Here is a 25,698-nt window from a genome sequence, read left to right as displayed (position 1 = left end):
GCCTACGGGAAGACGACCGTGCGGCGGCCGTTCAGCAGGATGCGCCGCTCCGCGTGCCACTTCACGGCGCGTGCCAGCGCCTGGCACTCGACATCGCGCCCGACGGCGACCAGCTGGTCCGGCGTCACGCCGTGGCCCACCCGCTCCACCTCCTGCTCGATGATCGGCCCCTCGTCGAGGTCGGCCGTCACGTAGTGCGCCGTCGCACCGATCAGCTTCACACCACGGGCGTACGCCTGGTGGTACGGCTTGGCGCCCTTGAAGCTCGGCAGGAACGAGTGGTGGATGTTGATGATCCGGCCGCTCAGCTGCTTGCACAGATCGTCCGAGAGGACCTGCATGTAGCGGGCCAGCACGACCAGCTCCACGTCCTCCTCGCGGACCAGCTCCAGCAGCCGCGCCTCCGCGTCCGCCTTGTTGTCCCTGGTCACCGGGATGTGCCGGAAGGGGACGTCGTACGAGGCGACGAGCTCGGCGAAGTCGGTGTGATTGGAGACGACCGCGGCGATCTCGACCGGCAGCGCCCCGATCCGGGAGCGGAACAGCAGGTCGTTCAGGCAGTGGCCGAACTTGCTGACCATCAGCACGATCCGCATCCGGTCCGCGGACCGGTGGATCTGCCAGTCCATCCGGAAGGAGTCACCGATCGCGGCGAAGCTCGCCCGCAGCTTCTCCGCCGTCACCGGGCTGTCCGCCGAGAAGTGGACGCGCATGAAAAACAGACCCGTGTCGTGGTCCCCGAACTGCTGGCTGTCCTCGATGTTGCAGCCGGTCATGAAGAGATAGCTCGACACGGCGTGCACGATGCCCTTCTTGTCCGGGCAGGAAAGCGTGAGGACATACTGCTCGGACGCGGCGTCCGGGACAGCGGAGGCAACGGAATCGGCGGGCTGCGGCGCGGTCATTCCCGTAGGGTGCCACACCGCCCGGATCTCAGGCCGTTCTGGTCATGATGCGGAGCACGTCCAGCGAACGGGGCGGCACATCGGGGTCCTCGCCGTCGTTCGAGGCGAGCAGCACATGGGCCTCGCGGGCGGCCCGGACGGCCTCCGGCCAGCCGTGGTGCTCCAGATAGGCGGACACCGGGGCGTCCGCGCCGACCTGGTGCATGATGCGCAGCACCCGCAGCACCGCGACGTCGACGAGGGCGGCCTCACCGGAGTCCCGGAAGACCGTGCCGACGTACTTCTCGGCGGACCAGTTGTCGAGCCAGGTGTCCTCGACCAGGCGGTACACGGCGTCGGTGACGTCGCCGTATCCCTCCCGGCCGGCCAGCCAGCACTCGTGATGGAAGACGGGGTCGGAGAGCATGTGCAGCGCCGAGCGCACGTTGCTGCGCCAGCGCCACCACGGAATGTCGTTGAGCGGCATGCCGCCCATGGTGGAGGAGCGACGGCCGCGACGGGAAGTGTTCTCGGAACCTTGCTGCACAGCTGTCGATCGTACGTTCCCTTTCCGGCCTCCTGTGCGGCCCCCTGCAATTCACCCGGATGTCACCGAGCGTTGAACGCGGCACACTGCGGCGTTACCCCGGGGCGGGAATCGTCTGTGCCCATGACCGGACGGCAACGCCCCATCGCTTCCCGCCCTTCGAGGCTGCTCGTCAGCGCTGTGGCGGCAGGGGGCCTGCTGGCGACCGGCTGCGGTGCGCTCCCTGGGGCATCGGGGGACTCCAGGGAGCCCGTCACCGTCGTCACCTGGGCGCCCAGCGGCGCCTCCGGCCCGGACGCGGCCGACATGGCGGGAATGACCGCGATGGCGCAGACGTACGCCCGCTGGGTGAACGGCGCCGGCGGCCTCGACGGGCACAGGCTGAGGGTGCTCACCTGCGACGAGCAGGACACCTCGACCGGCGCGGGAAACTGCGCCCGGCTGGCCGTCGAGGAGAAGGCCGTCGCGGTCGTCGGCTCGTACAGCCGCCACGGGCGGGCGTTCACGGCGCCGCTGGAGGTGGCCGGGATTCCGTACATCGGCGGGTACGGCGCCTCCGAGGAGGAGTTCCGCAGCTATGTGTCCTACCCCGTGACCGGCGGCCAGTCCGCACTGCTGGCGGGCAACGCCAAGCAGCTGGCCCGCAGTTGCGACCGGGTCGCGCTGGTGCGGCCGGACACGCTGGGCGGCGACGGGCAGTCATGGCTCCTGAGCACCGGTCTCACCGGGGCCCGTCGGCCCGCGCCGGTCGACATCCGGGCGGCGGAGGCGGCCACTTCCTACGACGACGCGGCCGGCCGGGCCCTGACCGGGGCGGGTGCGGCCGGCGGGTGCGTGACGGCCGTGCTCGGCGACCGCACGGAGACCTTCTTCGACTCCTTCCGCCGGCTGGAGCCGCCGGACGCGGCGGTCAGGATCTCCTCGGTGCTCGGCAGCGTGGGCCAGCCGCTCATCGACCGCACCGGCGGCCGCGACAGCCCGTTCGAGGGGGCGTACGTCACCGGCTGGTACCCGGACTCGGGCGACGCCCGCTGGAACCGGATGCGGCAGGTGATCCGCGAGCACGCCTTCGGCGACAACCGGATCGACCCGGACGACACGGGCGTGCAGACCACCTGGATCGCCTACACCGCCCTGAAGTCGGTCGTGGAGTCCCTGCACGAGCCGGAGATCACCGCCCGGAAGGTCACCAAGGCCCTCAACAAGGGCATCCGGGTCGACACCGGCGGCCTCACCCCCGAGCTCCGCTGGCGCTACGAGGACATGATCGGCTCGGACTCCTACCCGCGCATCGTGAACAGCAAGGTGACGTTCCAGATCGTCCGCGACGGCAAACTGGTCGCCGACCGGAAGGGCTTCGTGGATGTGACGAAGACCCTCTCGGACGCGAGCGCGACCGGCTGAGGCGGGGTGGGCGGACCCGGCCCGCCCCGTCTCACCGCCGTGCTCAGAGCTCGGTGGCCTCGTGCTCGGTCAGGCCGTACTTCTTCGCGATGGTGTTCCACAGCCCGGACGCCTCGCGCTTGGCCTTGCTCGCCTCGCCGCTCTGCACGTTGCCCTGCTCCTTCTGCGGGGTCGAACGGGCCGTGCCGTGCTTGCAGACCTTCTTGCTCTTGGCCTGCTCGGCCCAGGCGGCGTAGTGGTCGTCGGCGGACGCGGACGCCTGCCAGGCCTTGGTGAGCGAGGCGGTCAGCCGGCCGTTGTCCGGCAGCTTGTCGACCGACAGGTCCTTGAGCCGGGTGACCAGGTCGCGGCGCTGCTGGGCGGCGCCCTTCAGATCCGCCACGGCCTGGTCCAGGTTGGTGCAGGTCTTGGTCTTCTCCACCGCGCTGATGACCGCGGCCCGGCTGTTGTTGCTGTCCGCGAGAAGCTTGTCCAGCGCCTCGGCCTGCGGCTTCGCCGGGTCGGCCGGGGCCTTGGCGGGCGGCTCGGCGGCGGGTGAACTCGCCGAGGCCACCGGCTGCTTGCTGTCCTTGTCGTCGTCGCCACCGCTCAGCAGCGCACCGGCGCCGAGCCCGATCACAGCACAGCCGACGACGACCGCGGCGATCAGCGGGACGTGCGCGGGCCGCTTGCGCCGCTCGTCACGCCCCTCCTGCGGCAGCCCGTCCTCGGGTCCGCCGTACGCGGGCGGCTGCTGCTGGTACGCGGGCGGCTGCTGCTGGTACGCCTGCGGGGGCTGCTGGGAGCCCTGGTGCTGCGGGGGCAGCTGCTGCGCGGGGTCGAACCGGGGCATCTGCTGCGTGGCGCCGGCGGGCTCGTCGCTGCGGAAGAGGTTGTCGAACTCGGCGGGCGGCGGCCGCTCACCGGGCGTCCCGGGCCTGATGCCGTAGGGGGCGCCACCGGGCACCGGGGGTATGAACTGGGTCGCGTCGGAGTCCTGGCCGCCCGGCGCGGCGTGACCACCGGCCGGGGACTGCTGGTACCCCTGCTGCTGGCCCCGGCCCAGGTACCGGGTCGACTCCGCGGGGCTCTCCGGCGGCGGCCCGCCCGGCGCGGGGCCCGAGGGCACCGGCGCGATGAACTGCGTGGCGTCCGAGTCCCCGCCCATGCCCATGCCGGGCACCGCCTCGGGCGGCAGCGGCTGGGCGTACGGGCCCTGCGGCTGGGCGGGCGGGAGCGGCAGCGGCTGCTGCGGCGACTGGCCGTACGCCGGTCCCTGGTGCCCGTGCTGACCCTGCTGACCCTGCTGACCCTGCTGACCCTGCTGACCCTGCTGCGGATCCTGGCCGTACGACGGTGCCTGCGCCTGCTGGCCCTGCCCGTACTGGCCCTGGCCGTACTGCCCCTGGTCGTACTGCCCCTGCTGCTGCCCGTACGCGGGCGCCTGCTGGTCCTGCCCGTACTGGCCGTGGCCCGGTGCCTGTCCCGGCGCCTGGCCCGGCGCCTGGCCCGGCGCCTGGCCAGGCGCCTGCGGCCCCCAGGGCTGGCCCCACGGCTGTCCTTCCGCCGGGGCCAGCTGGTCCGCGGGTCCCCCCGGTGTCCAGGGCTCGCCGCCACCCGCGGGCAGCACGACACCCTCGTGCGCGGGTCGTACAGCAGGGAGCTGCTGCTCGTCGCCCTGTCCGCTCTGTGTCACCGGGACTCCTACGTGTGTACCTATGGAATCGTCGGCTCACGCTATCGGGTGGTTGCCGCCGTTCGCCAAGCGCGTGAGGTCACTCACCTCCCCTTCACACCGGCTGTAACACCCAGCGGCCCCACGACGCTGTTAACGCCCCGGCCCGCGACAAGGGCGGCCGGAAAGGGCCCCGGCCGCACCTCTGCGGTTCAGGCGGCCTGGAGCTCCAGGCGGGCCCCGAACTCCCGTACCGCGGGCTCGTCCCCGTACGGCACCAGCCGCTGTTGCAGATCCTCCAGATACTCCGCGCCCCGGCTGGAGCGCACCGACCCCAGCAGCTCCATCGCCCGCGTCCCCGTGTGGCAGGCCTGCTCCACGTCGCGCAACTGCACCTGCGCCGTGGCCAGCAGCGCGAGGCCGATGCCGCGGCGGCGGGCGCGGGACTCCGGGTGGCCGTCCAGGGACTCCTTCGCCCGGCGCGCGGCCGCCTCCGCCTGGCCGAGGTCGCGGTGGCAGTGCGCCAGTTCGTCGGCCAGGTAGGCGTGGTCGAAGTGCGCGATCCAGTCGGGATCGTCACCGCTGTCCGGTTCGGCGCGCTCCAGGGCCGCCTGCGCCAGGCCCGCCACCGACTGGCAGGTGCCGGCGTCGCCGAGGAGGGCGTGGCCGCGCGCCTCCGCGGCGTAGAACATCGCCTCCGCCCTCGGTGTGACCCGTCCGCGCGCGCCCTCCTGCGCGGCCCTGGCCAGTTGGGCGATCTCGCGCGGATTGCCGAGCTGGGCCGCGAGATGGCTCATCGACGCGGCCAGCACATAGCCGCCGTAGGCGCGGTCGCCCGCCGCCTGCGCCAGCCGCAGCGCCTGGATGTAGTAGCGCTGGGCCAGCCCCGGCTGACCCGTGTCGATCGCCATGTACCCGGCGAGCTCGGTGAGCCGGGCGACCGCGGCGAACAGCTGCCGCCCGGTCGCTTCGCGGTACGCACCCGAAAGCAGCCCGGAGACCACGCTGTTCAGGTAGTGCACCAGGACCGGCCGCACATGGCCGCTGCCGAACCGGTGGTCGAGGTCGACCAGCGCGGCCGTCATCGCCCGCACCGCCTCCACGTCCGGCATCCCCACCCGGGCCCCGGCCGCCCGCGCGACCTGCGGGTCCGCGCCGCTGATCAGCCAGTCCCGGCTGGGCTCGACCAGCGCCGAGGAGGCCACCGTCGAACCCGTGAGGAAGTCGCGGCGGCCGACATCGCTGCGCCACAGCTCACAGACCTGCTCGATCGCCCCGATCACCGTCGGGGCGAACTGCAGCCCCACGCCGGAGGCGAGGTTCTTGCCGTTGGCCATCCCGATCTCGTCGATCGTGACCGTACGGCCGAGCTTGCGGCCGAGCGCCTCGGCGATGATTCCCGGTGCCCTGCCGCGCGGCTGCTGTCCGCGCAGCCAGCGGGCGACCGAGGTCTTGTCGTACCTGAGGTCGAGCCCGCGTTCGGCCCCGACCATGTTGACGCGGCGGGCGAGGCCCGCGTTGGAGCATCCGGCTTCCTGGATGAGCGCCTGGAGCCGTTCGTTCGGCTGGCGTGCGACGAGAGGCCTGGCTGCCATCGTTTGTCCCCCTGAGGCCGCAGTGATCATTGCGGGATCACTGCCCGACATATGACTGAGAAATGCACCGATTCATCGTGTTGGTCACTTTCACGGCGTCTTGCATCTTTCGTCACAGCAAGCGCCCTAGGATGAGAGACGAACTGTGCCGGAATTCCCGTATCTGGTTACCCCTCCTTCGCCGTGACGCCTACCGCGCGCCCCCGCCCATGCCTCGATGCGCCCCGCGTGACGGGAGCGAAGCGGCCCCAACCGCGCACGCCACGCCCGTAACCCCACGTGGTGGCGGGAGTTGTGCTGTGCGTGGAAGAGCCCATCGGAGTCAAGGAAGCCGCGCAGGTCCCCCAGCAGCGTGCGGAGCCGCTGCTCGACGCCGCCGTGCGGTACACGGAGGAGCGGCACTGGGACGTGTGCCCCGGCACCTGGCTGGAGCCGGCCGACGGGGCGGAGGGGTGCTCGTGCGGCGAGGCCCGCTGCGCCGCTCCAGGCGCCCATCCCACCCGGGCCGACTGGGCGGGCCTGGCCACCGGCAGCGGCGCGGCGGCCCGCCGGATGTGGTCCCAACACCCCCGGTCGGCCATCCTGTTGCCGACCGGACGCGCCTTCGACGCGATCGACGTACCGGAGTCGGCCGGCTTCCTGGCGCTGGCCCGGGTGGAACGGCTGAGCCTGCCGCTCGGGCCGGTCACCCGCACCCCCGACCGCCGGATGCAGTTCTTCGTCCTGCCGGGCGCCGCCGCCAAGGCGGACGGTCTGGTGCGGCGGCTGGGCTGGAGCGCCGCCGCGATCGGCCTGCGCGGCCGGGGCGAGGGCCATTACGTGACGGCACCGCCGACCCGGGTCGGCGGCAGTGGCGTGGTGCAGTGGGCCCGCCGCCCCACCACCGCCAACCGCTGGCTGCCCGAGGTGGAGGAGCTCATCAGCCCGCTCGCCTACGCCTGCGGCAGGGAAGCGGCCGACGCGCGGACCCGCCTTTCGTAGGGTGGCCCCCACAGACGGGGACTTCGAAGGGCGTGCACGATGCCGGACCGGTACCAGACCGACAGAGCAGAGCAGGCCTTCGAGTCGGACACACCGCGGGTGACGCCGCCCGCGGTGCGTGTGGAGGGGCTCTGGAAACGGTTCGGCGAGCAGACCGCGGTGGCCGGAATCGATCTGGAGCTGCCCGCGGGCAAGTTCATCGGTCTGGTGGGTCCCAACGGCGCGGGCAAGACCACCACCCTGTCCATGGTCACCGGGCTGCTCCGCCCCGACCTGGGCCGGATCGAGGTCGGCGGACGGGATGTCTGGCGCGACCCGGTGGAGGTGAAGTCCCGGATCGGCGTCCTGCCCGAGGGCCTGCGGCTCTTCGAGCGCCTCTCGGGACGTGAACTGCTCGGCTACACCGGCCGGTTGCGGGGACTGCCGGGGCCCGAGACGGACAGCCGGGCCACCCAGCTCCTGGACGTACTGGACCTGGCGGGCGCCCAGCACAAGCTGGTCGTCGACTACTCGACCGGCATGCGGAAGAAGATCGGGCTGGCGGCGGCGCTGCTGCACAATCCCGAAGTGCTCTTCCTGGACGAGCCGTTCGAGGGCGTCGACCCGGTGTCGGCGCAGACCATCCGCGGCGTGCTGGAGCGCTACACCCGCTCCGGGGCGACCGTCGTCTTCTCCAGCCATGTGATGGAGCTCGTCGAGTCGCTCTGCGACTGGGTGGCCGTCATGGCGGCCGGCCGCATCCGGTCCCAGGGCACCCTGGCGCAGGTGCGCGGCGACGCGCCCTCGCTCCAGGACGCCTTCCTGGAGCTCGTCGGCGCGGGCGGCCGCGACACCGGTGACGCCCTGGACTGGCTGGGCGGCACCCGATGAGCGTGCTCGACGCCCCGGCGGGATCCGGGCCCCGGACGGGCGGCATGGACGGTACGGCCCTGGTCCCCGTCTTCGTACGGCTCAAGCTCACCCTGCTGCGCAACGGGCTGCGGCAGTCGGCCGGCCGGCGGGCCGCGTACATCGCGTCCGTCGTCGTGACCCTGCTGATCGCCGCGGGCCAGCTGATCGGGCTGATCGCGCTGCGCGGCAACGCCCACGCGGAATCGCTCGTCGTGCTGCTGGCCGCGGTGCTGGCGCTCGGCTGGGCCGTGATGCCGCTGTTCTTCGCCGCCGGGGACGAGACTCTCGACCCGAGCAGGCTGGTGATGCTGCCGCTGCGGCCGAGGCCTCTGATCGTCGCGCTGCTGATGGCCTCGCTGGTCGGAATCGGCCCGCTGTTCACGCTCTGCCTGACGGCCGGTTCGGTGATCGCGCTGGCCCACGGTGCGGGGGCCGCGGTGTTCGCGGTCGTGGCCGCCCCGCTGACCCTGCTGGTCTGCGTGGCGCTGACGCGGGCCGTCGCCACGGCCAACAGCCGGCTGCTGACCTCACGCAAGGGCCGCGATCTGGCGGTACTCAGCGGACTGGTGATCGCGGTGGGCATCCAGGCCGTCAACTTCGGCGCGCAGCGGCTCGGCCGGGCCGGCGGTCTCTCCGCGCTCGACCCGGCCGCGGACGTGGTGCGCTGGCTGCCGCCCGCTTCGGCGATCGGGTCGGTGCAGTCCGCGTCCCAGGGCTCGTACGGCCGGGCCGCCGTTCAACTGCTGCTCTCCGTGGCAGCGCTGGCCCTGCTGGTGTGGCTGTGGCAGCGCAGCCTGGTGAAGCTGATGACGGCACCGGACGGCTCGACGCTCGCCGCCGCCGAGCCGAACCGCGCCAAGTCCGGTTCGCGCGGCGCCGGCCTGTGGGCACTGTTCCCGGAGGGGCGCACCGGCACGGTGATGCAGCGCAGCCTGCGGTACATCGCACGGGACCCGAAGACCAAGGCCGCGTGGGTGACGGCGCTGGCGATCGGGCTGATCGTGCCGCTGCTCAACGCCATGCAGGGCACCGGCTCGGTCTACTTCGCCTGCTTCGCCGCCGGGATGCTCGGCATCCAGATGTACAACCAGTTCGGGCAGGACACCTCCGCGTTCTGGATGGTGGCCCTGACGATCTCCTCGACCCGGGACGCGTACCTGGAACTGCGGGCGCGCGCACTGGCGATGCTGCTGATCACCCTCCCCTACACGGTCCTGGTGACGGTGCTGACGTGCGCGGTGCTCGGGGACTGGGGGACGCTGCCGGGGGTCATGGGGCTGTCGTTCGCACTGCTGGGCGCGATGCTGGCCACGGGCGCGATGGCCTCGGCGAACTTCCCGTACTCGATCCCGCAGGACGGCGCGTTCAAGAACGTGGCCCCCGGTCAGGCCGGGCTCGCCTGGATCTCGATCTTCGGCGGCATGGTCTCGGCCGCGCTGCTGTGCGCGCCGGTGATCGGTGCGACGATCTGGCTGCATCTCGCCGGTGCGGAGGGCTGGCTGTGGCTGCTGTTGCCGGTGGGTGGTGCGTACGGGGCGCTGATCGCCTGGGCCGGACTGCGGTTGGCGGCGCCCCGGACGGCGGACCGGCTGCCGGAGATCCTGGCGGCGGTCAGCAAGGGGTGACGGACGGGGGCGGTGGACGGGGCGGCGAGGCTCCGGGCCCCACGGGGACACCGGCTCTTACGGGGACACCGGCTCCCGGTCGTCGCGGTTGTCCTCGGCCAACTGCTCCAGGAAGGGTTCGACCGCGGCGCGCCAGCCCTCCGGCTGGTCGTAGTGGACGAGGTGGCCGGCGTCGGCCACCTCGGCGTACTGCCCGCGCGGCAGCACCCGGACCATCTCCTGGGCCTCCGCCCGGCCCAGCTCGCCGTCGAGGCCCCGCAGCACCAGGGTCGGGCAGCCGACCTGGGCCAGCTCCTCCCAGTGCGCCTCGAAGACCCAGGTGGCGCGGGACTGGAGCATCTGCCGGCGGGAGAAGACGGGCCGCCAGCCGTCGGCGCGCTCGGCCATCACCTCGGCGAAGAACTCACCGCGCGACGGGTTGGGCCGCTCCACCCACGGGTCGTCCTCACCGAACCACTTCCGTACGTCGGACAGCGTCGCGAACGGCACCGGCCAGGACGTGAACCACTCCTCCCACTCCCGCTGCGAGGCCGCCCCGAGCGCGGAGGCCCGCATGTCGCAGATGACCAGCCCCCGGACGAGGTCGGGGCGCTTGGCGGCGAGCTGCCAGGCGGTGAGCGCTCCCATGGCGTGCCCGACGAGGGTCACGGGGCCGAGGTCGAGCTGTTCGATCGCGGCCTCGGCGTCGGCCACGTACGCGTCGCGCGTGTACGAGCCGTCGGCCGGCTTGTCGCTGCGGCCGTGGCCGCGCTGGTCGAGGCCGACCGCGCGGTGCCGCTCGGCGAGCCAGCGGGTGGTGGAGGCCCAGTGCGAGGCCCGGCCCATCAGGCCGTGAAGCATGAGGACGCCGGGGGCGCGTTCGCTCTCCGTGCGCTCCTTGGGCGGATCGGCGAACTCCCAGGCCGCGAGGCGTACGCCGTCGGTTCCGGTCACATCGATGCGCCGCACCATATGTTCTGGCACCCCCTTCTGGTCCCTCGATCACCACGTGGTCGCGTTCCGCCAGAGTATCGAACTCTTATTCGAAAACCGGGTTCCGCCACACAACACCGCTCGTTCGAGTGACCGCTTCCAAGGATTGACGTCGGCCGCGGAGGGGAGATCTTCTCCGGGAGGCGGGCCACTCGGGGATGAGGGCCCGCAGGGACCGATCTGAAGAGCTCGGGGCTCCAGGTCGGAACAGGGGAGGACAGGCCCCGGCGCCGTGAGGCGCCGGGGCCATCCATCGTTCATGGGGACCGGGGCCGGGCGCGGGCGTGGGTGCGTGTCTCATCCGGTGCGCATGCCGGACCTGCCAGCACGACGGGCGCATACCCTGCTCCCCTCCCCGACCGCGCGGCCAGGTGGCCGACACTCTCAGGTATCCCTCAGCCACAGCCTGGCACGCGATCCGTCCGAGCGCTGCAATTCCGGACGGAAAAGACGGGAAGCGGACGTCGGCGGCCGGTGCCCGGCACCGCCTGGAGGCGTGAAACGGACACCGGCCGCTCGGCGCTCGCCGGCGAATGCACGCGCGGCGGTGCATCAGTACATGGCGCCGCCGCTTCCGTACGTGGCGCCGCTTCTGTACGTGGCGCCGCTTCCGTACGTGGCGCCGCTTCCGTACGTGGCGACGCCTCAGCGCTTGGCGACGAAGACGTGCGACGCCACCTCGGAGTTCAGCTCCGCCGCCTCCCCGCTGCTGCCGACCAGCACTCCGCCGGGCGACTCCGTCACGCTGACCACGGAACCGGGCTGCACGCCCGCCCGCCGCAGCGTGTACATCAGCTGGGCGTCCGTCTGGATCGGCTCACCGATCCGCCGGACCACCACGGTCTTGCCCTCGGCGCCCGGGTCGAGATCCGAGAGGCTCACCATGCCCTCGTCGAGGAACGGATCGGCCTCGGCCTTCTCGCCCAGCTCCTCCAGGCCCGGGATCGGATTCCCGTACGGGGACTCCGTCGGGTGGCGCAGCAGCTCCAGCACCCGCCGCTCCACGGCCTCACTCATCACGTGTTCCCAGCGACATGCCTCGGCGTGGACCTGTTCCCACTCCAGGCCGATCACGTCGACGAGCAGGCACTCGGCGAGCCGGTGCTTGCGCATCACACGGGTCGCCAGCCGGCGCCCCTCCTCCGTCAGCTCCAGATGCCGGTCGCCCGCGACCTGAACCAGGCCGTCGCGCTCCATGCGCGCCACCGTCTGGCTGACCGTCGGACCGCTCTGGTCCAGCCGTTCCGCAATCCGGGCGCGCATGGGGACCACGCCTTCCTCTTCAAGTTCGAGGATGGTGCGGAGATACATCTCCGTTGTGTCGATCAGTCCGGACATTTCGTGCCCCTCGATGCAATCGTGCGCTGGCCCTGACCCAATTCTGACGCATACCACCGACAACCGTGCCTCGTCGGTCCGATGCGGTGCATCGGAGTGGGCCGGAGCGAGCCTCGCGGTATTGACATGTCACTGGTCCAGACCGCAACGTGATCGGCGGTACGGACGCCCCCTGGTCACCCCCATCCCGCCGGAAAGGCCCTCCTCAGATGAGCGAAAGCAAGCTGGCCGGTCAGTTCTTCGACGCAGCGATCGGCCTTCTGGAGCGGGTGCGCGACGAGGAGTCCGGCAACATCGCGGCGGCCGGTGCCGCGATCGCCGACACCGTCGAGGCCGGTGGACGGCTCTTCGCCTTCGGCGCCGGGCACTCCTCGCTCGCCGCCCAGGACGTCGTCTACCGCGCGGGCGGGCTCGCCCTGATGAACCTCCTGGCCGTCCCCGGCGCTCTCGGGGTCGACGTCATGCCGGCGACCCTGGGCTCGGCGCTGGAGCGGGTCGACGGCCTCGCGGGCGCGGTCCTGGACTCCAGCCCCGCGAGGGCGGGCGACCTCCTCGTGATCATCTCGCTGTCCGGGCGCAACGCGCTGCCGGTGGAGATGGCGATGAACGCGCGTGCGCTGGGCGTGAAGGTCATCGGCGTCACCTCGGTCGCGTACGCGGACGGCACCCGGTCCCGGCACAGCTCGGGCGGCTTCCTGCGGGACCACTGCGACATCGTCCTCGACAGCAAGATCGCGATCGGTGACGCGGAGCTGAACGTCGACGGCATCGAGGCACCGTTCGCGCCCGCGTCGACCGTGGTCACCAGTGCGGTGATGCAGGCGATGATGGCGGCGGCGGCGGAACAGCTGCTGGAGCGGGGCGTGGAGCCGCCACTGCTGCGGTCGGGGAACGTCGACGGCGGCCACGAGTGGAACGGGCGCGTGATGACGCAGTACGCGGACCGGATCTTCTACCGGCACTGAGGACCTGACCGGGTACCGGGGGCCGCCACCGACGCGAGGGTTCCGTCCCCTCAGCCGCCGGACGGGCTGATACCCCCGGGACCCTCCCCCCGCGACTGGTGCAGGTCCACCGAGGCCGCGACGCGGTCCGCCATGCTCTCCGCGTACACCGCGTCCGGGCGCTCGAAGGCGGCGCGGTTGGCCGAGCGCAGGAACGTCACCACGCCGAGCGTCCGCCCCCGGCTCCGCAGCACCGCGCACAGGGCGTGCACCGAGTCGGCCGGCCACTGGCGCTCGGCCGCCCACTCCCCGGCGGCCCGTGCCGCCCCCGCCGTGGCCCGTACCGAGCCCGTGCGGTCCACCGCCTGCAGGGCGGGGTGGCCCGGTACGTACCGCAGCGGGATGCCGCCGCCGGCCACCGGCAGGCACGGGCCCGGCGCATCGGACGGCGTCTGCGCCGCGCGGACCAGCCGCTCCCCCGCCACCAGGTCGACCAGCGCGTGGTCGGCGAAGCCCGCGAGCGCGTAGTCGAGCGAGGTGGTCGCCGCCTCCATGGGGTCCTCGCACTCGGCCGCCGACCGCGAGGCCCGGTGCAGCTGGTTCGACCGGAAGCGCACCCGGTCCGCGTCCTGGGCGGCCAGTTTCGCCTCCGTGACGTCCTGGAACAGCCAGCCGACGCCCAGCGGCACCGGCTCCTCCGCGAGCGGCGAGGCCAGCCGCAGGAAGCCGCTGCGCCAGCAGCGCCGGCGGTCGCCCTCGGCCGTCCGCAGCGTCACCCACAGTTCGGCGGGGCCGGGCGGGGCGCCCGCGGCCAGCACGTGCTGGAGCGCGCCCTCCAGGTCCTCCACGCCCTGCACGATCAGCTCGCCCAGCGGCCGCCCCAGCAGCGTCGTCCGGCCACCGCCCAGCGCGCGGGCGGCGTGGGCGTTGACGACGGTCGGCCGCAGGTCCACGTCGACCAGGACGACACCCCATGACGCGTCCTCGAACAGCGCCTCGCTCAGCGCGATGGCCCGCTCCAGGTCGATCTGCGCATGGACCTCGCTGAACGCGCAGTACACCCCGGCCGGCTTCCCGTCCGCGCCCCGCACCCCGGCCGACTGGGTCCGCACCAGCACCCGCCCGCCGTCCTTGCGCAGCAGCGCGAACTCGTGCACCTGCCGCCCCGGCCCGTCCATGACGGCCATCAGCCGCCCCTGCACCTCGTCCGCGTCCGCCCGCCGCACGGCCCATCCGGCGAAACCGGGCCGTCCGACGGCCTCCTCGGCGGACCAGCCGAGGATCCGCTCGGCCTCGCGGTTCCAGTGGGTGACGGTGCCGCCCGCGTCGAAGGCGCAGAGCGCGGCGTCCATTCCGTCGAGCAGGGCCGCCAGCAGCTCCGACCCCGGGACCGCCCCGGGACCGGCCTGCGGGCCTTCCTCGGGCCCGAGGGCGTCAGTGGTTCCGCTGCTCCTGGAAGCACTCATCCCGTACCCCCTGAGGGACGTCTCCGGCATTGCTGCACGTCAGACCATTGAACTCGAACGTGACCCAGCACACAGCGACTTCGCCGAAATCGATGGCACGGATAATTCGGTTGTGCGGCCCGGGGGGACGTTCCTAGGCTGCGGGTACACATGAAAGGAGGTGCTCCGGAAGTGATTTCTCTTCGGACTCGTGAGGTGACTGCGGGCTGACGCCCGTCGTCGCGCTCTTTGCAGTGCAGGCCGGTCGCCGGCCAATCCCAAGCAGTCACCGACCCGCAGGCTCGCCGGTAAGTCCGGCCGACCCCTCCGCAAGGAGGGACCAGAGCCTGCGGGTTTCTGCGTGTCCGGAGGCGGAAACGGCCTACGGGCACAGCCGCTCGACGCGCCAGCCGCCATGGCCGTCGCCGCTCCCGGTCCCGGTGCCGATCCCGGTCTCCCGTACGTAGCGCAGCCGGTCATGCAGCCGGTTCTCGTGGCCCTGCCAGAACTCGATCGTGCCGGGAACGACCCGGAAGCCGCCCCAGTGCGGGGGCGCCGGGATCTGCTCCCCCTCCGGGTAGCGGGCCGCCAGCTCCTCGTAACGCCTGACCAGCTCGGCACGGGAGCCGATCACCGTGGACTGCGCGCTCGCCCAGGCGCCGAGCTGGGAGCCGTGCGGGCGGGTGCGGAAGTAGGCGGCCGTCTCCTCGCGGCCCACGCGGGCCGCGGTGCCGGTGACGATGACCTGGCGGGCCAGCGGGTGCCAGGGGAAGAGCAGCGACACCTGCGGATTGGCGGCCAGCTCGCGGCCCTTGCGGGACTCGTAGTTGGTGAAGAAGACGAAGCCGCGCTCGTCGTACATCTTCAGCAGCACTGTGCGGGAGGACGGCACGCCCTCGGGCGTCGCCGTGGACACGACCATGGCGTTCGGCTCGTGGAGCATCCCACCTGCGGCGACCTGCCGGAACCAGCGGGCGAACTGCTGCATGGGATCGGCGGCCAGGCTGTCCTCGGCGAAGCTCTCGGAACGGTACTGCTCGCGCATCGCGGCCGGATCGGTGGTGGAATCGAAGGAGGAATCTGCGGTGGACACACGCTCATCCTGCCGCAGCGGCCCAGTCTGCCCGGCGAGGAGGGTCATCAACCGTTCCGGGAGAGAGCGGGGAGCTGTGCCGGATGTCACGCTTCCCGGTCACGTCGGAACCCGCCAATATCGTGGGGCGGGCCCTTCGGGTCCCGCCCGCAGCCGCCGACCCGAGGGAGCCGCCTGATGTCCGACTTCGTACCCGGACTCGAAGGAGTCGTCGCGTTCGAAACGGAGATCGCCGAACCCGACAAGGAAGGCGGTTCGCTCCGGTACCGCGGGGTCGACATCGAGGATCTCGTCGGCCAGGTGTCGTTCGGCAATGTCTGGGGGCTGCTGGTCGACGGGGCGTTCAACCCCGGTCTGCCGCCGGCCGAGCCGTTCCCGATCCCGGTCCACTCCGGTGACATCCGGGTCGACGTGCAGTCCGCGCTGGCGATGCTCGCCCCCGTGTGGGGGCTGAAACCACTGCTGGACATCGACGAGGAGACCGCGCGCGACGACCTGGCGCGGGCGGCCGTCATGGCGCTCTCGTACGTCGCCCAGTCGGCGCGCGGGCAGGGGGTGCCGATGGTCCCGCAGAGCGAGATCGACAAGGCGGGGTCCGTCGTCGAACGGTTCATGATCCGCTGGCGCGGCGAGCCGGACCCCCGCCACGTGAAGGCCGTGGACGCCTACTGGACGTCGGCCGCCGAGCACGGCATGAACGCCTCGACGTTCACGGCCCGCGTCATCGCTTCGACCGGCGCCGACGTGGCCGCCGCGCTCTCCGGCGCGGTGGGCGCCATGTCGGGCCCGCTGCACGGCGGCGCACCGTCCCGGGTGCTCGGCATGATCGAGGAGATCGAGCGGACCGGCGACGCCACCGCGTACGTGAGGAAGGCCCTGGACAAGGGCGAGCGGCTGATGGGCTTCGGCCACCGCGTCTACCGCGCCGAGGACCCCCGCGCCCGCGTGCTGCGCCGCACGGCCGAGGAGCTGGGCGCACCGCGCTTCGAGGTGGCGCGGGCCCTGGAGAAGGCCGCGCTGGAGGAGCTGCACGCGCGCCGCCCGGACCGGGTGCTGGCGACGAACGTGGAGTTCTGGGCGGCGATCATGCTGGACTTCGCGGAGGTCCCGGCGCCCATGTTCACGTCGATGTTCACGTGTGCCCGTACGGCGGGCTGGTCGGCGCACATCCTGGAGCAGAAGCGGACGGGCCGCCTGGTGCGGCCCTCGGCCACGTACATCGGGCCGGGGACGCGCAGCCCGCGGGAGATCCCGGGCTTCGATCAGCTGGGCGACCTGGGCAACTGAGGACGGTTCGACAACTGCCGGGCGCCCGTCGCTCGCGCAGCCGGCGCGGGCGTCCGCCGACGCGACTGCCGCGGGCGTCGGGCGGCCGGGCGTCGCCGTGCCGCACCCGTCGCAGGCCTGTGGCATGCCTGTGTCATTCCCCCCGCAGTCTGAGATGCGTCATGGCGCGCCACGGTGACGGACTGCCGTCGTCGCGCCGCTCCGGCACGTCCGTCCGGCCGCGCACCGGACGTCTCGTCCCGTTGTTGAACGCACCGGCTGTCGTACGGGGCAGCCCTCACCGCCAGTTAGGTCGAAATGACACACAAGGGACGCATCATCTTCGCGGCCGCCCTCACCACCATGGTGCTCGGGCTCACGGCCTGCAATGACGGCGAGGACTCGTCATCGGCACAGGACTCACCCTCGGCGTCCGCCCCGACATCGTCCGACCCGGGCAGCAAGAGCCCGTCCGCGGACCCCGGCGACGACGGTGCGGCGCCGGCCAAGGGTGACAACACCGCGCCGGGCACGAAGCTCAAGATCGGCGACAGAGCGGTTCTGCCGTTCGAGTACGGGACCGAAAAGAAGGGCACCATCGCCGTGACCGTCACGGCGATCGAGAAGGGCGCCGAGGCCGACATGGCCGGATTCGGCGCGAAGGCGAAGGGCATGACGCCCTATTACATCCGAATGAAGGTGGAGAACGTCGGCGGCACCGACCTGGCGTACGCGTCGCTGAAGCTGCGCGGCGAGCTGGAGGACGGCGGCGCCACGGGCATCGTCCTGATCGGCGACCTCCCGGGCAAGTGCGACAACGAAACGGCACCCCGCGACTTCACCACCAAGGGCGCGTCGTACGAGACCTGCTCGCTCAGCGCCACGAAGACCACACCCATCACGGCCGCCTCGTTCGACGAGGGTGACGCGTACAGCGACAGCCCGGTCCTCTGGACCAGCTGACAGGCCGTTCCCGTGTCCGCACGCCGGGCATCTCGTCCCTGACGACATGCCCGGCCGGTGGCGGCGCCAGGGCCTCGTCGGGGGAACATCCGACTAGCCATGCCGTTCGTCACGCCGTCTTCGCCAGGGCGTGATCGCAGGCGATTACGGGGCCGACCGATTGGCGGGGATACCCTGCACACGCGTACACCGTGCACCCGCCCCCGGCCCGGGGCCCACTACGAGATCGCACGAGCCTGCCAGGCGCCGAGCAGAGGAGACCGCGCACCAATGGCTCGACCGCCGAAACCCTTGATCAGCCGAGCTGCCGCCGTGGCGGGAGCCATCGCGATCACCGACAGTGAGGGGCTGGAGGCTTTCAGCCCGGCACGGCCGGCCCAGCATCTCGATGTCAGGACTCCGTCCTCGAACCAGCTCACACCGCGGCAGCTGCACGAGCAGAGGGTACGAAGCTTCCTGCACGGGGTCGTCCGTGACGACGAGGAGCGAACGGCTCCGGCGACCGATGACTGACCTCCTGCCCCTCGCCTTCACCGCGGTCGGCGTCTTCCTGCTGGCCGCGCTCGCCCAGGCCGTGACGGGCTTCGGCGCCGCCCTGGTCGCCGTCCCCCTCCTCACGCTCGTGGTCGACCCGGTGACCGCGGTGGTCGCGGCCACCACGGTCAGTCTCGTCCTCACCGCCGGCTCCTGGCGGCGCGAGCGCCTCCACGTGGATACCGGGCAGGCCCGGCGCCTCACGCTCGCCGGGGTGCTCGGCATGCCGCTCGGCCTGATCGCGCTCGCCCTCTCCGACGAGCACACTCTCTCGCTGCTCATCGGTGGCGCACTGCTGGTGCTGGTCGGGCTGCTGTCGTTCGGTGTGCGGTTGCCCGAGGGAAACGTCACGGCGTGGACAGCCGGTTTCCTCAGCGGTGGACTCCTCACCTCGACCGGCATGAACGGCCCTCCGCTGGTGCTGGCGCTGCAGAAACTCGAACCGCGCCGCTACCGGGCGACGTTGCAGGCCGTCTTCTGCGGGCAGGACGTCGTCGCGGTCGCCACATTCGTCGCGCTGGGACACGTCTCCACCACCGCGCTGCTCCTGACAGCGGCAGGTGTACTCGGCCTGCCGCTGGGCTGGGCCATGGGTGACCGCATCTTCCGGCGCGTCCCGGCGGAACGCTTCCGGCCGATCGTGCTCGGTGGCCTGACCGTCATCGCGGTGGTCATGCTGGCGGGTGGCTCCTGACGGAGGGGGCCCGCCTTCGGGGGCGGCTCCTCGCCCCCGAAGGCCGATGCTCGCCCTGGGAAACGAGGCCCGCCTTCCCTGGGCGTGGAGCGGCCCCACCCGGCCAGAACTTAGGAGTTGGACCAGTTCCTGGTGGAGAGCACCAGGAGATATCCGTCCGGGTCCTGGACCGTCACGCCCCAGGTGTCCCAGTACGGATTGTGCGCGGGCACCCGCTTGCCGCCGTGCAGTTCGAGCCGCTCCACGAGCGGAGTCCGGCAGCGGGTGCCGGCCAGGTGTGCCGTCGGCCTCGTGCCGGCGCATCGGCCGTTCGGCTCAGGCCACCGGGAACTGGGCGACGTACTCGTCGAACGGAGGGATGCCCACTTCCGCGCGCCGCTCGTCCATGCGCTCGAGGTCCTCGCAGGGCCACGGGATCGGCGAACCGTCCCGCACCCCGGCGATCTGCGTGCCGTAGATCTGCTCGCCTCCTTCGTTCACGCGTGTCCGATCGCGCAGGAAGGCCAGGTCCCGCGCGCTTGCTGAGCCCGCTGCCACCGCCTGCTCCATCAGCCGGAGCGCCCGGCGCTGCACATCGAGCTGCCGGTCGGCGTGCTGCGCGATCAGCCACGCGGCCCGCGCCGCGTCCTCACCGACCAGTTCCGCGGTGGGCCAGCCGCACTCGCCCATGATCTCGGTGAGGCGGTCCGCGTGCTGGGCGGTCATACGACGCCACGCCAACTGCTCCGTGTGGTTGTCGCTGTTGGCCTGAACGGTGGCCAGGTGGTCGGTCGCGGCCATGTCCACGAGTTCCCGTGCCACTGCGGCGACTTCGGGTGTCATCCTGCTCCTGGAGTCCAAAGGGGTGCGTCGTGCTCGTCGTTCGCAACCCTAGGCGCGCAAATAGCCACAAAAGATCATTCTGGCGCAGGGTGACGAGCAGACCCCGGCGTTGGGATACTTGATCTGCTGCCGAAAGAGGTGGGCCCCCGCCGGCGCGCTCACTGGATCAGGTCGGTGTGCGGGTGGTCCGGGGACTCCGGGCAGACGTAGAGCTGAAGATGGTTGCCCTTGGAGACCTGGACCTTGGGCGGGTTCGCCGTGCCGGGGTCGTCGAGCGTGGTGAGGGCCTGGTCCTCGTAGGGAATCCAGCTGTGACCATCGGGGAGCCACTCGTCCGAGGCGATGGTCAGCAGCGGGCTCATCCCGGCGCCGCACTCGGCGCAGAAGCGGGCGACGGGATCGGTGAGACCCCACGGGGGACAGCCGCCGACCTTCCAGCCGGGGGCGACGGACAGGGCGTCCAGGTAGTACTCGTGCGGGCCGTCCTCGTAGGAGGTGTCCATCGCGACGCCGGCCGCCTGCCAAGTATTCCAGTCCTCCACCTGCCGCTGCGTTTCCTGGTCCAGAGCGAGCACGTTGGGGTATTCGGTGACCTGTTCCGGCGTGAGCAGGCACGGCTCCGGCACGTAGTTGTCGCCGTACTCCAGCACGGACGGCTCGGGCGGCGCGGCGAGTATGCCGGTCACCTCGGCGGCGGTGCGCCAGACCAGCGCGGTCGGGGGCTTGTACTCCGGCGGGTGCTCGCAGGGACACCACAGCACCTGGAGCAGATCGGCCTGGCCGGGCGGTCGCAGCAGGGGTACGTCGCGTACGTACAGCTGGGCCACCGGCAGCATGGCGTTCGGACCCACGCGCTGCTCGCCCGCCTGCTCGTCGTACCACTCGTGCCGCTCGTCGCAGTACGGCCACGGCTCGTCGGCGGGCCACAGCAGCGGCCCGCCGACCGAACTATCGCGCGGCGACGGGGACCCGGGTCTGGGGTGCAGACGGATCGCTGTGCGCGCCAGCGGGGCCAGCTGAGGGAAAACCGCCGTGACATCGATCGGCCGAGGCGGGGTCCTACGGATGGCGTCCATACGTCGATGCTGCCAGCCGCCTCTGACAACAGGCCCGTTGGTCGTGCAGCGCCTCAGCGGCCCACGTGTGCGGTGAAGGCGGCCCAGGCGGCGGGCGGAAGGGCGAGGGCCGGGCCCTCGGGGTGTTTGGAGTCGCGGACGTGTACGGCCGCGGGGTGCGCGGCGACTTCGACGCACTGGCCGCCCTCGTCAGCGCTGTGGCTGGACTTCCGCCATGCGTAGCCGACTTCGAGGCACTGGCCGCCCTCGCTGCCGCTGTAGCTGGACTTCCGCCACTCGTAGGCGACTTCGAGGCAGGCGCCTCCCTCGTCGCCGCTGTAGCTGGACTTGAACCACGCGCGTGCAGTGCTCATTGCTCGCCCAGCATCCGGTCCAACAGGCCCAGGGTGTCAGCGGGGCTGAGGGCCTGAGCTAACATCACGCATGCCATGTCAACGACGGCAGTCACACTTCGTTACCACCGATTACGGGCCAGAGCCGGAAGCGTGACAGTCCCGCAATCGGATCCTGCCGGACGACGTGATGCGACAGACTCATCCCCACGGCCTTCGTGCTGAGCGTTGTGTGTTCCTTGGTCGGATTGAGCTTGTTCCGCTTTGACGGACACCATTGGTGTGGTGGTCAGACTGCGAGTGCCGTCTCGTACTCGGCGGGGCTGAGGTAGCCGAGGCTGCTGTGCAGTCGGTGCAAGTTGTACCAGCCTTCGATGAAATCGAAGATCGCGGTGCGGGCGGCGGCCCTGCTGGGCCAGGCGGAGGTGCCGAGCAGTTCGCGTTTGATGGTCGAGAAGAACGACTCCGCGAGCGCGTTGTCCCAGCACTGGCCGGTGCGGCCGGCCGACAGCCGGACCCCGAACTGGGCTGCCAGGGCGGCGAATTGCTGGCTGGTGTATTGACAGCCACGATCCGAATGGAAGATCACCGGATGGGTGGGGCGACGCTGCCGGCAGGCAGCTGTCAGTGCCTCGGCAACCAGCTCGGTCCGCAGGTGATCGGCGGTTGCCCAGCCGACTACGCGCCGGGAGGCGATGTCGATGACCGTGGCCAGATAGAGCCACCCCTCCTCTGTCGGGACATACGTGATGTCGCCGCACCAGCGGGCATCGAGCCCGTTGCGGTCGGGCTGGAAGTCCCGGGCGATGAGGTCGGGACGGAAGGCAGCCCGGGGATCGGGGATCGTGGTCACGTGCCGTCGTCGGCGGTGCCGGCCTTGCAGTCCGGCGGCCCGCATCAGACGTGCGACACGACGACGGCCGCACCCGGCACCCCCGCGCTTGAGCACGGCATGCACGCGTGGGGCCCCGTAGGTTCCGCGTGATTTCGCATGGACCTCGGTGATCTGCTCGGTCAGCTCGGCATCCCTCACCGCACGAGGACCGGGCAGATCGGAGCGATGGGCATAGAAGGCGGCCCGGGAGACCTTCATCAGCTCACACGCCCGTTTGACGCTGTGACCTGCCTGCTTCTCCGCCTCGATGAACGGGTGCACCGTCACCGGGTCTCCTTCGCGAAGAAAGCTGTGGCCCGCTTGAGGACGTCAACATCCTCACGCAGCCTGCGGTTCTCCCGCCGCAACGCGGCCAGTTCCTCGCGCTCACTGCTGGTCAGCCCGTTGCGCTCGCCCCCGTCGACCTCGGCCTGCTTCACCCAGTCCCGCACCGCGGTCTCGGTCAGTTCGAAGTCTTTGGCAACCTGTCCGACCGAGCGGTCGCCTCGTCTGCACAGTCCGACGATCTCGGCCTTGAACTCAGGCGTGAACGAACGACGAGGGCGGCGAGGCTTCTTCTTCCCCATGCTCTCCATGATGGACATCCTCCCGGGGCTGAACCCCAGATCTCGAATGTCCGTCAAAGCGGATCAAGCCCAGTCGGCGGCGGACCGGATCATCGACCACCTCGGGCCGATGTTCGCGCTCCAGCCCCGTCAGCGTTTCGCCAAGGACGCCGTGTTCATCGTGGAAGGGACCTTGGTCCCCACCCGGGACCACACCATCGCCGAGCGGTCGAAGAACTACCGATACTCCACCAACCACCAGGTCGTCATCGACGCCGACACCCGGCGCGTCGTCGTGGTCGGTCGACCGCTCGCCGGGAACCGCAACGACTGCAGGGCCTGGGAGGAGTCCGGCGCCAAGGCCGCCGTCGGCAAGGCCGTCGTGATCGCCGACGGCGGCTACCCGGGCACCGGACTCGTCATGCCACATCGCCGAGAGCGCGGCCAGACCGAACTGCCGGGACTGGAAAGAGGAGCACAACCGGTCCCACAAGCAGGTCCGGGCCCGGGTCGAGCACGTCTTCGCCCGCATGAAGAAGTCATGCTCCGCGAAGACCTGCCCCGCCAGCTTCGCCACATCCTCCACCGTCTCCGCCCGCAGTGCGGTCAGCGCGTCACGGATCCGGGCCAGACCGTCCAGCACCAACGCGCTGGCACGACTCGAAGCTCCAACCCGATGTGCAGAAGGCGGAACGGATGGCCCTCGGTGAGCGGCATCAGTCAGAGCTGGGGTTGGGCAGGCCGGCGAGTTCGTGGCCCAGCGTGTGGCGGAGGGCGAGGACGGCTTCGGGTTCATCGGCTGCTGTTCCGCAGGGAGCGAGATCGGCCGCGAGGGCTGAGAGCGTGAGTTGGAGGAACCGCTGGGAAGCGCTGCGCCGGTCTTGGTGGCTGGCGCCGGCGAGTGTTTCGTTGAGGGTCAGGGCGAGGAAGATGTCTTCGATCCAGCGGTCGGCTCTCATGGACCCTTCGGATTTGGCGCGGGCGATGAGCTCGTTGACGCCGGTGACTGTCTGATCCCGTACGACGTCTATGCCCACGTTCCGCCCTGCGGGGACCGCTCGCAGCGCGCTCATGTAGGCGGCATTGTCGAGCTGCTCTGCGAACAACCATGACAGGTAGTACACCAGCCCGTCCCATCCGGTCGGCCGTTGCAGCGCCTTGGTGAGTGCGGACGAGCTGCGCTGGAGATTGAAGGAAAGAATCTCAACGACGAGCGTCTGGCGGGTCGGAAAATGCCGATAGAGCGTGGCGTTCCCAACGCCGGCACGCTTGGCAATAACGTCCAAGGGTGCGTCGAGACCCTGACTCCCGAACACCTCTCGTGCTGCGGACAGAAGTGCTTCGCGATTACGTTGCTGGTCCTTCCTCGGCTTGCGCTTCATCGTCGTCATGTACGTCAACCTAGCGGGTCGCTCGCTTTCTGGCAACGAAACGTGGAGTAGTCCCCATTTTAGTGTATGCTGATGGTGCTGAATTCAACTACATTCTCAAAGGGTGAAAAAAAATGGTCTACGACTACATCGTCGTCGGTGCCGGAGCGGCAGGCTCGGTCTTGGCCAGTCGGTTGTCGGATAATCCCAAGAACCAAGTTCTGCTGCTGGAGTACGGCGGCGGCGACAAGAACCCGATGATCTACATCCCCAAGGGATTCTTCTTCACGCTCAAGGGGAACCGCTACAGCTACCACTACAAGACGCAGCCGATCGGCCCGAGCGGTCAGACCGAGGATTGGGCCCGCGGCAAGGTGCTGGGCGGTTCGACGTCGGTCAACGGCATGATGTGGACCCGCGGCGCCAAGGCCGACTTCGACGGACTGGCCGATCGTGGCAACCTGGGCTGGGGCTGGGACCAGGTCCTACCGGTATACCGGTCGATGGAGGACCACAACCTCGGCCCCTCGAAGGTGCGCGGAGCCGGTGGGCCGCTGGGCGTATCGGTGGTCGAGAATCACGACGAAGTGGTCACCGCGATGCTCGGCTCAGCGCAGACTCATGGGTGGGATCGTGTCGATGACATGAACGCACTCGACACCGAGCGCGTCGGCTTCACCCCCTCCACGATCAAGAACGGACTGCGCACCAGCGCCTACAGCGCCTTCGTCCGCCCCGTACGTAAGCGTCCCAACCTGACGATCCGGACCCGTACACGCGCGGGTTACCTGTTGTTCGAGGGTAAACGGGTGGTCGGTGTTCGTGCCCGCAGCGGCGACCGGACACATGACTACAAGGCGCGCAAGGAAGTCATCCTCTCGGCCGGCACGGTCGAGACGCCGCTGCTGCTTGAACGATCCGGCATCGGGCGCGGCGACATCCTTCATGGCGCCGGCATCGACATGATCGCCGAGAGCCCCAACGTGGGCGAGCGCGTCATCGAACAACGCGGCGTGGCCACCCAGGTGCGGCTGAAGCGGCAAATCGGTCCCACCCAAGAGCTCAACACCATCCCGAAACAGGGCTGGCAAGGCTTCAAGTACCTGTTCAACCACAAGGGTCCCATCTCGACCGGCGGCTACGACCTGATGACTCAGTTCAAGTCCGATCCGACGCTCGACCGCCCGGACATCCAAGGGCTTTTCGTACCGATGGCCCTCGACACCAGCAGTGCGACCATGAAGCTGGCCAAACATTCGGGAATCATGTTCATGGGGTACCAGATCAGGCCCAAGACCCGTAGCTCGATCCACCTGTCGGGAAAGCTTCCCGAGAACCTGCCGATTATCGATGCGCGATTCCTGGAGGACGAGGGCGACCGAAAGGCAACGTCCACCATCCTGGACACTGCACGCACGGTGTTCGCCCAGGGCCCGATCGCGGACTACATCCTCGATGAGGAATATCCCGGCCCTGCCGTATCAACCGCCGATGAGGTGCTCAAGTATTCCATCGACACGGGTGCCGGTATCTACCACGCTGTAGGGTCGGCCGCAATGGGGCCCGAGAACGACGACGTTGTAGATTCCCAGCTGCGTGTCCGCGGAGTCGAGGGCCTGCGCATCGCTGACGCCTCCGTCCTGCCCACCCAGGTCTCCGGCAACACCGCCGCCCCCACCATGGCCGTAGGCTGGATCGCAGCCGACCACATCCTCGGCAACGCCTAACCTCAATGGGTGCGGCTCGTTTCGAGGGAAGCCCTGACCTGTGGGGACGTGGGTTGGTGCGGAAATGGGCAGGTCTTCTCGTGACGAGAGGGGGCGGTGCC

The 25,698-nt window shown here is 70.6% G+C and carries 23 protein-coding genes and 2 pseudogenes; 10 read left to right on the top strand and 15 right to left on the bottom strand.

The window, feature by feature from the left end; genetic code table 11:
* Positions 1-2: 2 nt before the first annotated feature.
* Both purU and AB0I52_RS06590 read right to left on the bottom strand, forming a co-directional pair.
* On the bottom strand, positions 3-905 hold the full coding sequence (purU, locus tag AB0I52_RS06595; RefSeq protein ID WP_363069561.1) for a formyltetrahydrofolate deformylase: 903 nt from the start codon (positions 903-905) through the stop codon (positions 3-5).
* Positions 906-933: 28 nt separating this feature from the next.
* Positions 934-1,380 carry a hypothetical protein gene (locus AB0I52_RS06590; RefSeq protein WP_024494606.1) on the bottom strand — a complete coding sequence of 149 codons (447 nt, stop codon included), beginning with the start codon at positions 1,378-1,380 and terminating at the stop codon, positions 934-936.
* A 174-nt stretch (positions 1,381-1,554) separates the two neighbouring features.
* Between AB0I52_RS06590 and AB0I52_RS06585 the strand changes: the two genes are divergently transcribed.
* Positions 1,555-2,835 (top strand): ABC transporter substrate-binding protein, encoded by a 1,281-nt coding sequence (locus AB0I52_RS06585; protein WP_363069559.1) that lies wholly within the window; start codon positions 1,555-1,557, stop codon positions 2,833-2,835.
* A gap of 43 nt (positions 2,836-2,878) precedes the next feature.
* Here AB0I52_RS06585 and AB0I52_RS06580 read toward each other — a convergent pair whose 3' ends face one another.
* Positions 2,879-4,510: a hypothetical protein gene (locus AB0I52_RS06580; protein ID WP_363069557.1), complete on the bottom strand. Its 1,632-nt coding sequence runs from the start codon at positions 4,508-4,510 to the stop codon at positions 2,879-2,881.
* A 191-nt stretch (positions 4,511-4,701) separates the two neighbouring features.
* Complete coding sequence (locus AB0I52_RS06575) at positions 4,702-6,084, bottom strand: transcriptional regulator (RefSeq protein WP_363069555.1); 1,383 nt, start codon at positions 6,082-6,084, stop codon at positions 4,702-4,704.
* Positions 6,085-6,378: 294 nt separating this feature from the next.
* Here AB0I52_RS06575 and AB0I52_RS06570 point away from each other — a divergent pair, with 294 nt between their 5' ends.
* From AB0I52_RS06570 to AB0I52_RS06560, 3 genes are read left to right on the top strand one after another with little or no spacing between them, the layout of a single operon-like run.
* Positions 6,379-7,065, top strand: a complete 687-nt coding sequence (locus tag AB0I52_RS06570; RefSeq protein WP_363069871.1) for a bifunctional DNA primase/polymerase — start codon at positions 6,379-6,381, stop codon at positions 7,063-7,065.
* A gap of 39 nt (positions 7,066-7,104) precedes the next feature.
* Positions 7,105-7,935, top strand: a complete 831-nt coding sequence (locus AB0I52_RS06565) for an ABC transporter ATP-binding protein (protein ID WP_363069553.1) — start codon at positions 7,105-7,107, stop codon at positions 7,933-7,935.
* Entirely contained in the window at positions 7,932-9,581 is a 1,650-nt protein-coding gene (locus AB0I52_RS06560) for a transporter (protein ID WP_363069551.1), read from the top strand. Before AB0I52_RS06565 ends, AB0I52_RS06560 begins: the two co-directional genes overlap by 4 nt.
* A 57-nt stretch (positions 9,582-9,638) precedes the next feature.
* Here AB0I52_RS06560 and AB0I52_RS06555 read toward each other — a convergent pair whose 3' ends face one another.
* Together AB0I52_RS06555 and AB0I52_RS06550 are read right to left on the bottom strand one after the other, a co-directional pair.
* Positions 9,639-10,532 carry an alpha/beta hydrolase gene (locus AB0I52_RS06555; protein ID WP_363069869.1) on the bottom strand — a complete coding sequence of 298 codons (894 nt, stop codon included), beginning with the start codon at positions 10,530-10,532 and terminating at the stop codon, positions 9,639-9,641.
* Between the two features lie 666 nt (positions 10,533-11,198).
* Positions 11,199-11,891: a metal-dependent transcriptional regulator gene (locus AB0I52_RS06550; protein WP_363069549.1), complete on the bottom strand. Its 693-nt coding sequence runs from the start codon at positions 11,889-11,891 to the stop codon at positions 11,199-11,201.
* Between the two features lie 209 nt (positions 11,892-12,100).
* On the opposite strand from AB0I52_RS06550, the gene AB0I52_RS06545 reads away from it, so the two are divergent.
* The gene (locus AB0I52_RS06545; RefSeq protein ID WP_363069547.1) at positions 12,101-12,856 is read left to right on the top strand and encodes an SIS domain-containing protein; all 756 of its coding nucleotides are present in this window, start codon (positions 12,101-12,103) and stop codon (positions 12,854-12,856) included.
* A gap of 50 nt (positions 12,857-12,906) precedes the next feature.
* Here AB0I52_RS06545 and AB0I52_RS06540 read toward each other — a convergent pair whose 3' ends face one another.
* Complete coding sequence (locus tag AB0I52_RS06540; RefSeq protein ID WP_363069545.1) at positions 12,907-14,301, bottom strand: PAS domain-containing protein; 1,395 nt, start codon at positions 14,299-14,301, stop codon at positions 12,907-12,909.
* A gap of 361 nt (positions 14,302-14,662) precedes the next feature.
* Positions 14,663-15,325 carry a pyridoxamine 5'-phosphate oxidase gene (pdxH, locus tag AB0I52_RS06535; RefSeq protein WP_363069867.1) on the bottom strand — a complete coding sequence of 221 codons (663 nt, stop codon included), beginning with the start codon at positions 15,323-15,325 and terminating at the stop codon, positions 14,663-14,665.
* 225 nt (positions 15,326-15,550) lie between these two features.
* Here pdxH and AB0I52_RS06530 point away from each other — a divergent pair, with 225 nt between their 5' ends.
* From AB0I52_RS06530 to AB0I52_RS06520, 3 genes are all read left to right on the top strand, one after another.
* The gene (locus AB0I52_RS06530) at positions 15,551-16,660 is read left to right on the top strand and encodes a citrate synthase 2 (RefSeq protein WP_363069543.1); all 1,110 of its coding nucleotides are present in this window, start codon (positions 15,551-15,553) and stop codon (positions 16,658-16,660) included.
* Between the two features lie 297 nt (positions 16,661-16,957).
* Positions 16,958-17,602, top strand: coding sequence for a hypothetical protein (locus tag AB0I52_RS06525; protein WP_363069541.1), 645 nt, complete (start codon positions 16,958-16,960; stop codon positions 17,600-17,602).
* Positions 17,603-18,107: 505 nt separating this feature from the next.
* Positions 18,108-18,830 (top strand): sulfite exporter TauE/SafE family protein, encoded by a 723-nt coding sequence (locus tag AB0I52_RS06520; protein ID WP_363069539.1) that lies wholly within the window; start codon positions 18,108-18,110, stop codon positions 18,828-18,830.
* Positions 18,831-18,940: 110 nt separating this feature from the next.
* Here AB0I52_RS06520 and AB0I52_RS06515 read toward each other — a convergent pair.
* The 6 genes and pseudogenes from AB0I52_RS06515 to AB0I52_RS06490 all read right to left on the bottom strand — a co-directional run.
* Positions 18,941-19,078 (bottom strand): annotated as a pseudogene (locus AB0I52_RS06515) (VOC family protein); the annotation flags it as partial.
* Positions 19,079-19,145: 67 nt separating this feature from the next.
* Positions 19,146-19,652, bottom strand: a complete 507-nt coding sequence (locus AB0I52_RS06510) for a DUF6624 domain-containing protein (protein ID WP_363069537.1) — start codon at positions 19,650-19,652, stop codon at positions 19,146-19,148.
* A 158-nt stretch (positions 19,653-19,810) separates the two neighbouring features.
* The gene (locus AB0I52_RS06505; RefSeq protein WP_363069535.1) at positions 19,811-20,728 is read right to left on the bottom strand and encodes a hypothetical protein; all 918 of its coding nucleotides are present in this window, start codon (positions 20,726-20,728) and stop codon (positions 19,811-19,813) included.
* 53 nt (positions 20,729-20,781) lie between these two features.
* The gene (locus AB0I52_RS06500) at positions 20,782-21,081 is read right to left on the bottom strand and encodes a DUF397 domain-containing protein (RefSeq protein WP_363069533.1); all 300 of its coding nucleotides are present in this window, start codon (positions 21,079-21,081) and stop codon (positions 20,782-20,784) included.
* Between the two features lie 268 nt (positions 21,082-21,349).
* The gene (locus AB0I52_RS06495) at positions 21,350-22,222 is read right to left on the bottom strand and encodes an IS3 family transposase (RefSeq protein WP_363069531.1); all 873 of its coding nucleotides are present in this window, start codon (positions 22,220-22,222) and stop codon (positions 21,350-21,352) included.
* On the bottom strand, positions 22,219-22,521 hold the full coding sequence (locus AB0I52_RS06490; protein WP_363069865.1) for a transposase: 303 nt from the start codon (positions 22,519-22,521) through the stop codon (positions 22,219-22,221). The genes AB0I52_RS06495 and AB0I52_RS06490 overlap by 4 nt, the downstream gene beginning before the upstream one ends.
* Positions 22,522-22,588: 67 nt before the next feature.
* On the opposite strand from AB0I52_RS06490, the pseudogene AB0I52_RS06485 reads away from it, so the two are divergent.
* Positions 22,589-23,036, top strand: a pseudogene (locus AB0I52_RS06485) (transposase); the annotation flags it as partial.
* 180 nt (positions 23,037-23,216) lie between these two features.
* On the opposite strand, the gene AB0I52_RS06480 reads toward AB0I52_RS06485, so the two are convergent.
* Positions 23,217-23,891: a TetR/AcrR family transcriptional regulator gene (locus tag AB0I52_RS06480; protein ID WP_363069529.1), complete on the bottom strand. Its 675-nt coding sequence runs from the start codon at positions 23,889-23,891 to the stop codon at positions 23,217-23,219.
* A gap of 113 nt (positions 23,892-24,004) precedes the next feature.
* Here AB0I52_RS06480 and AB0I52_RS06475 point away from each other — a divergent pair, with 113 nt between their 5' ends.
* Entirely contained in the window at positions 24,005-25,597 is a 1,593-nt protein-coding gene (locus AB0I52_RS06475) for a GMC family oxidoreductase N-terminal domain-containing protein (protein ID WP_363069527.1), read from the top strand.
* Positions 25,598-25,698: the final 101 nt, after the last annotated feature.

This window comes from Streptomyces sp. NPDC050423 (assembly GCF_040655445.1).
Classification (GTDB): domain Bacteria; phylum Actinomycetota; class Actinomycetes; order Streptomycetales; family Streptomycetaceae; genus Streptomyces.
Note: the sequence above shows the minus strand (reverse complement) of the source record. Positions and strands in the feature narration are given on the sequence as shown.

What these genes read in the sequence shown, in the direction of transcription:
- AB0I52_RS06510 (WP_363069537.1), bottom strand. Translation starts at nt 19,652, where the DNA reads ATGACACCCGAAGTCGCCGCAGTGGCACGGGAACTCGTGGACATGGCC.
- AB0I52_RS06505 (WP_363069535.1), bottom strand. Translation starts at nt 20,728, where the DNA reads ATGGACGCCATCCGTAGGACCCCGCCTCGGCCGATCGATGTCACGGCG.
- AB0I52_RS06475 (WP_363069527.1), top strand. Translation starts at nt 24,005, where the DNA reads ATGGTCTACGACTACATCGTCGTCGGTGCCGGAGCGGCAGGCTCGGTC.
- AB0I52_RS06500 (WP_363069533.1), bottom strand. Translation starts at nt 21,081, where the DNA reads ATGAGCACTGCACGCGCGTGGTTCAAGTCCAGCTACAGCGGCGACGAG.
- AB0I52_RS06560 (WP_363069551.1), top strand. Translation starts at nt 7,932, where the DNA reads ATGAGCGTGCTCGACGCCCCGGCGGGATCCGGGCCCCGGACGGGCGGC.
- purU (WP_363069561.1), bottom strand. Translation starts at nt 905, where the DNA reads ATGACCGCGCCGCAGCCCGCCGATTCCGTTGCCTCCGCTGTCCCGGAC.
- AB0I52_RS06565 (WP_363069553.1), top strand. Translation starts at nt 7,105, where the DNA reads ATGCCGGACCGGTACCAGACCGACAGAGCAGAGCAGGCCTTCGAGTCG.
- AB0I52_RS06575 (WP_363069555.1), bottom strand. Translation starts at nt 6,084, where the DNA reads ATGGCAGCCAGGCCTCTCGTCGCACGCCAGCCGAACGAACGGCTCCAG.
- pdxH (WP_363069867.1), bottom strand. Translation starts at nt 15,325, where the DNA reads ATGCGCGAGCAGTACCGTTCCGAGAGCTTCGCCGAGGACAGCCTGGCC.
- AB0I52_RS06480 (WP_363069529.1), bottom strand. Translation starts at nt 23,891, where the DNA reads ATGACGACGATGAAGCGCAAGCCGAGGAAGGACCAGCAACGTAATCGC.
- AB0I52_RS06540 (WP_363069545.1), bottom strand. Translation starts at nt 14,301, where the DNA reads ATGAGTGCTTCCAGGAGCAGCGGAACCACTGACGCCCTCGGGCCCGAG.
- AB0I52_RS06590 (WP_024494606.1), bottom strand. Translation starts at nt 1,380, where the DNA reads ATGGGCGGCATGCCGCTCAACGACATTCCGTGGTGGCGCTGGCGCAGC.
- AB0I52_RS06585 (WP_363069559.1), top strand. Translation starts at nt 1,555, where the DNA reads ATGACCGGACGGCAACGCCCCATCGCTTCCCGCCCTTCGAGGCTGCTC.
- AB0I52_RS06530 (WP_363069543.1), top strand. Translation starts at nt 15,551, where the DNA reads ATGTCCGACTTCGTACCCGGACTCGAAGGAGTCGTCGCGTTCGAAACG.
- AB0I52_RS06490 (WP_363069865.1), bottom strand. Translation starts at nt 22,521, where the DNA reads ATGGGGAAGAAGAAGCCTCGCCGCCCTCGTCGTTCGTTCACGCCTGAG.
- AB0I52_RS06545 (WP_363069547.1), top strand. Translation starts at nt 12,101, where the DNA reads ATGAGCGAAAGCAAGCTGGCCGGTCAGTTCTTCGACGCAGCGATCGGC.
- AB0I52_RS06525 (WP_363069541.1), top strand. Translation starts at nt 16,958, where the DNA reads ATGACACACAAGGGACGCATCATCTTCGCGGCCGCCCTCACCACCATG.
- AB0I52_RS06555 (WP_363069869.1), bottom strand. Translation starts at nt 10,532, where the DNA reads ATGGTGCGGCGCATCGATGTGACCGGAACCGACGGCGTACGCCTCGCG.
- AB0I52_RS06550 (WP_363069549.1), bottom strand. Translation starts at nt 11,891, where the DNA reads ATGTCCGGACTGATCGACACAACGGAGATGTATCTCCGCACCATCCTC.
- AB0I52_RS06520 (WP_363069539.1), top strand. Translation starts at nt 18,108, where the DNA reads ATGACTGACCTCCTGCCCCTCGCCTTCACCGCGGTCGGCGTCTTCCTG.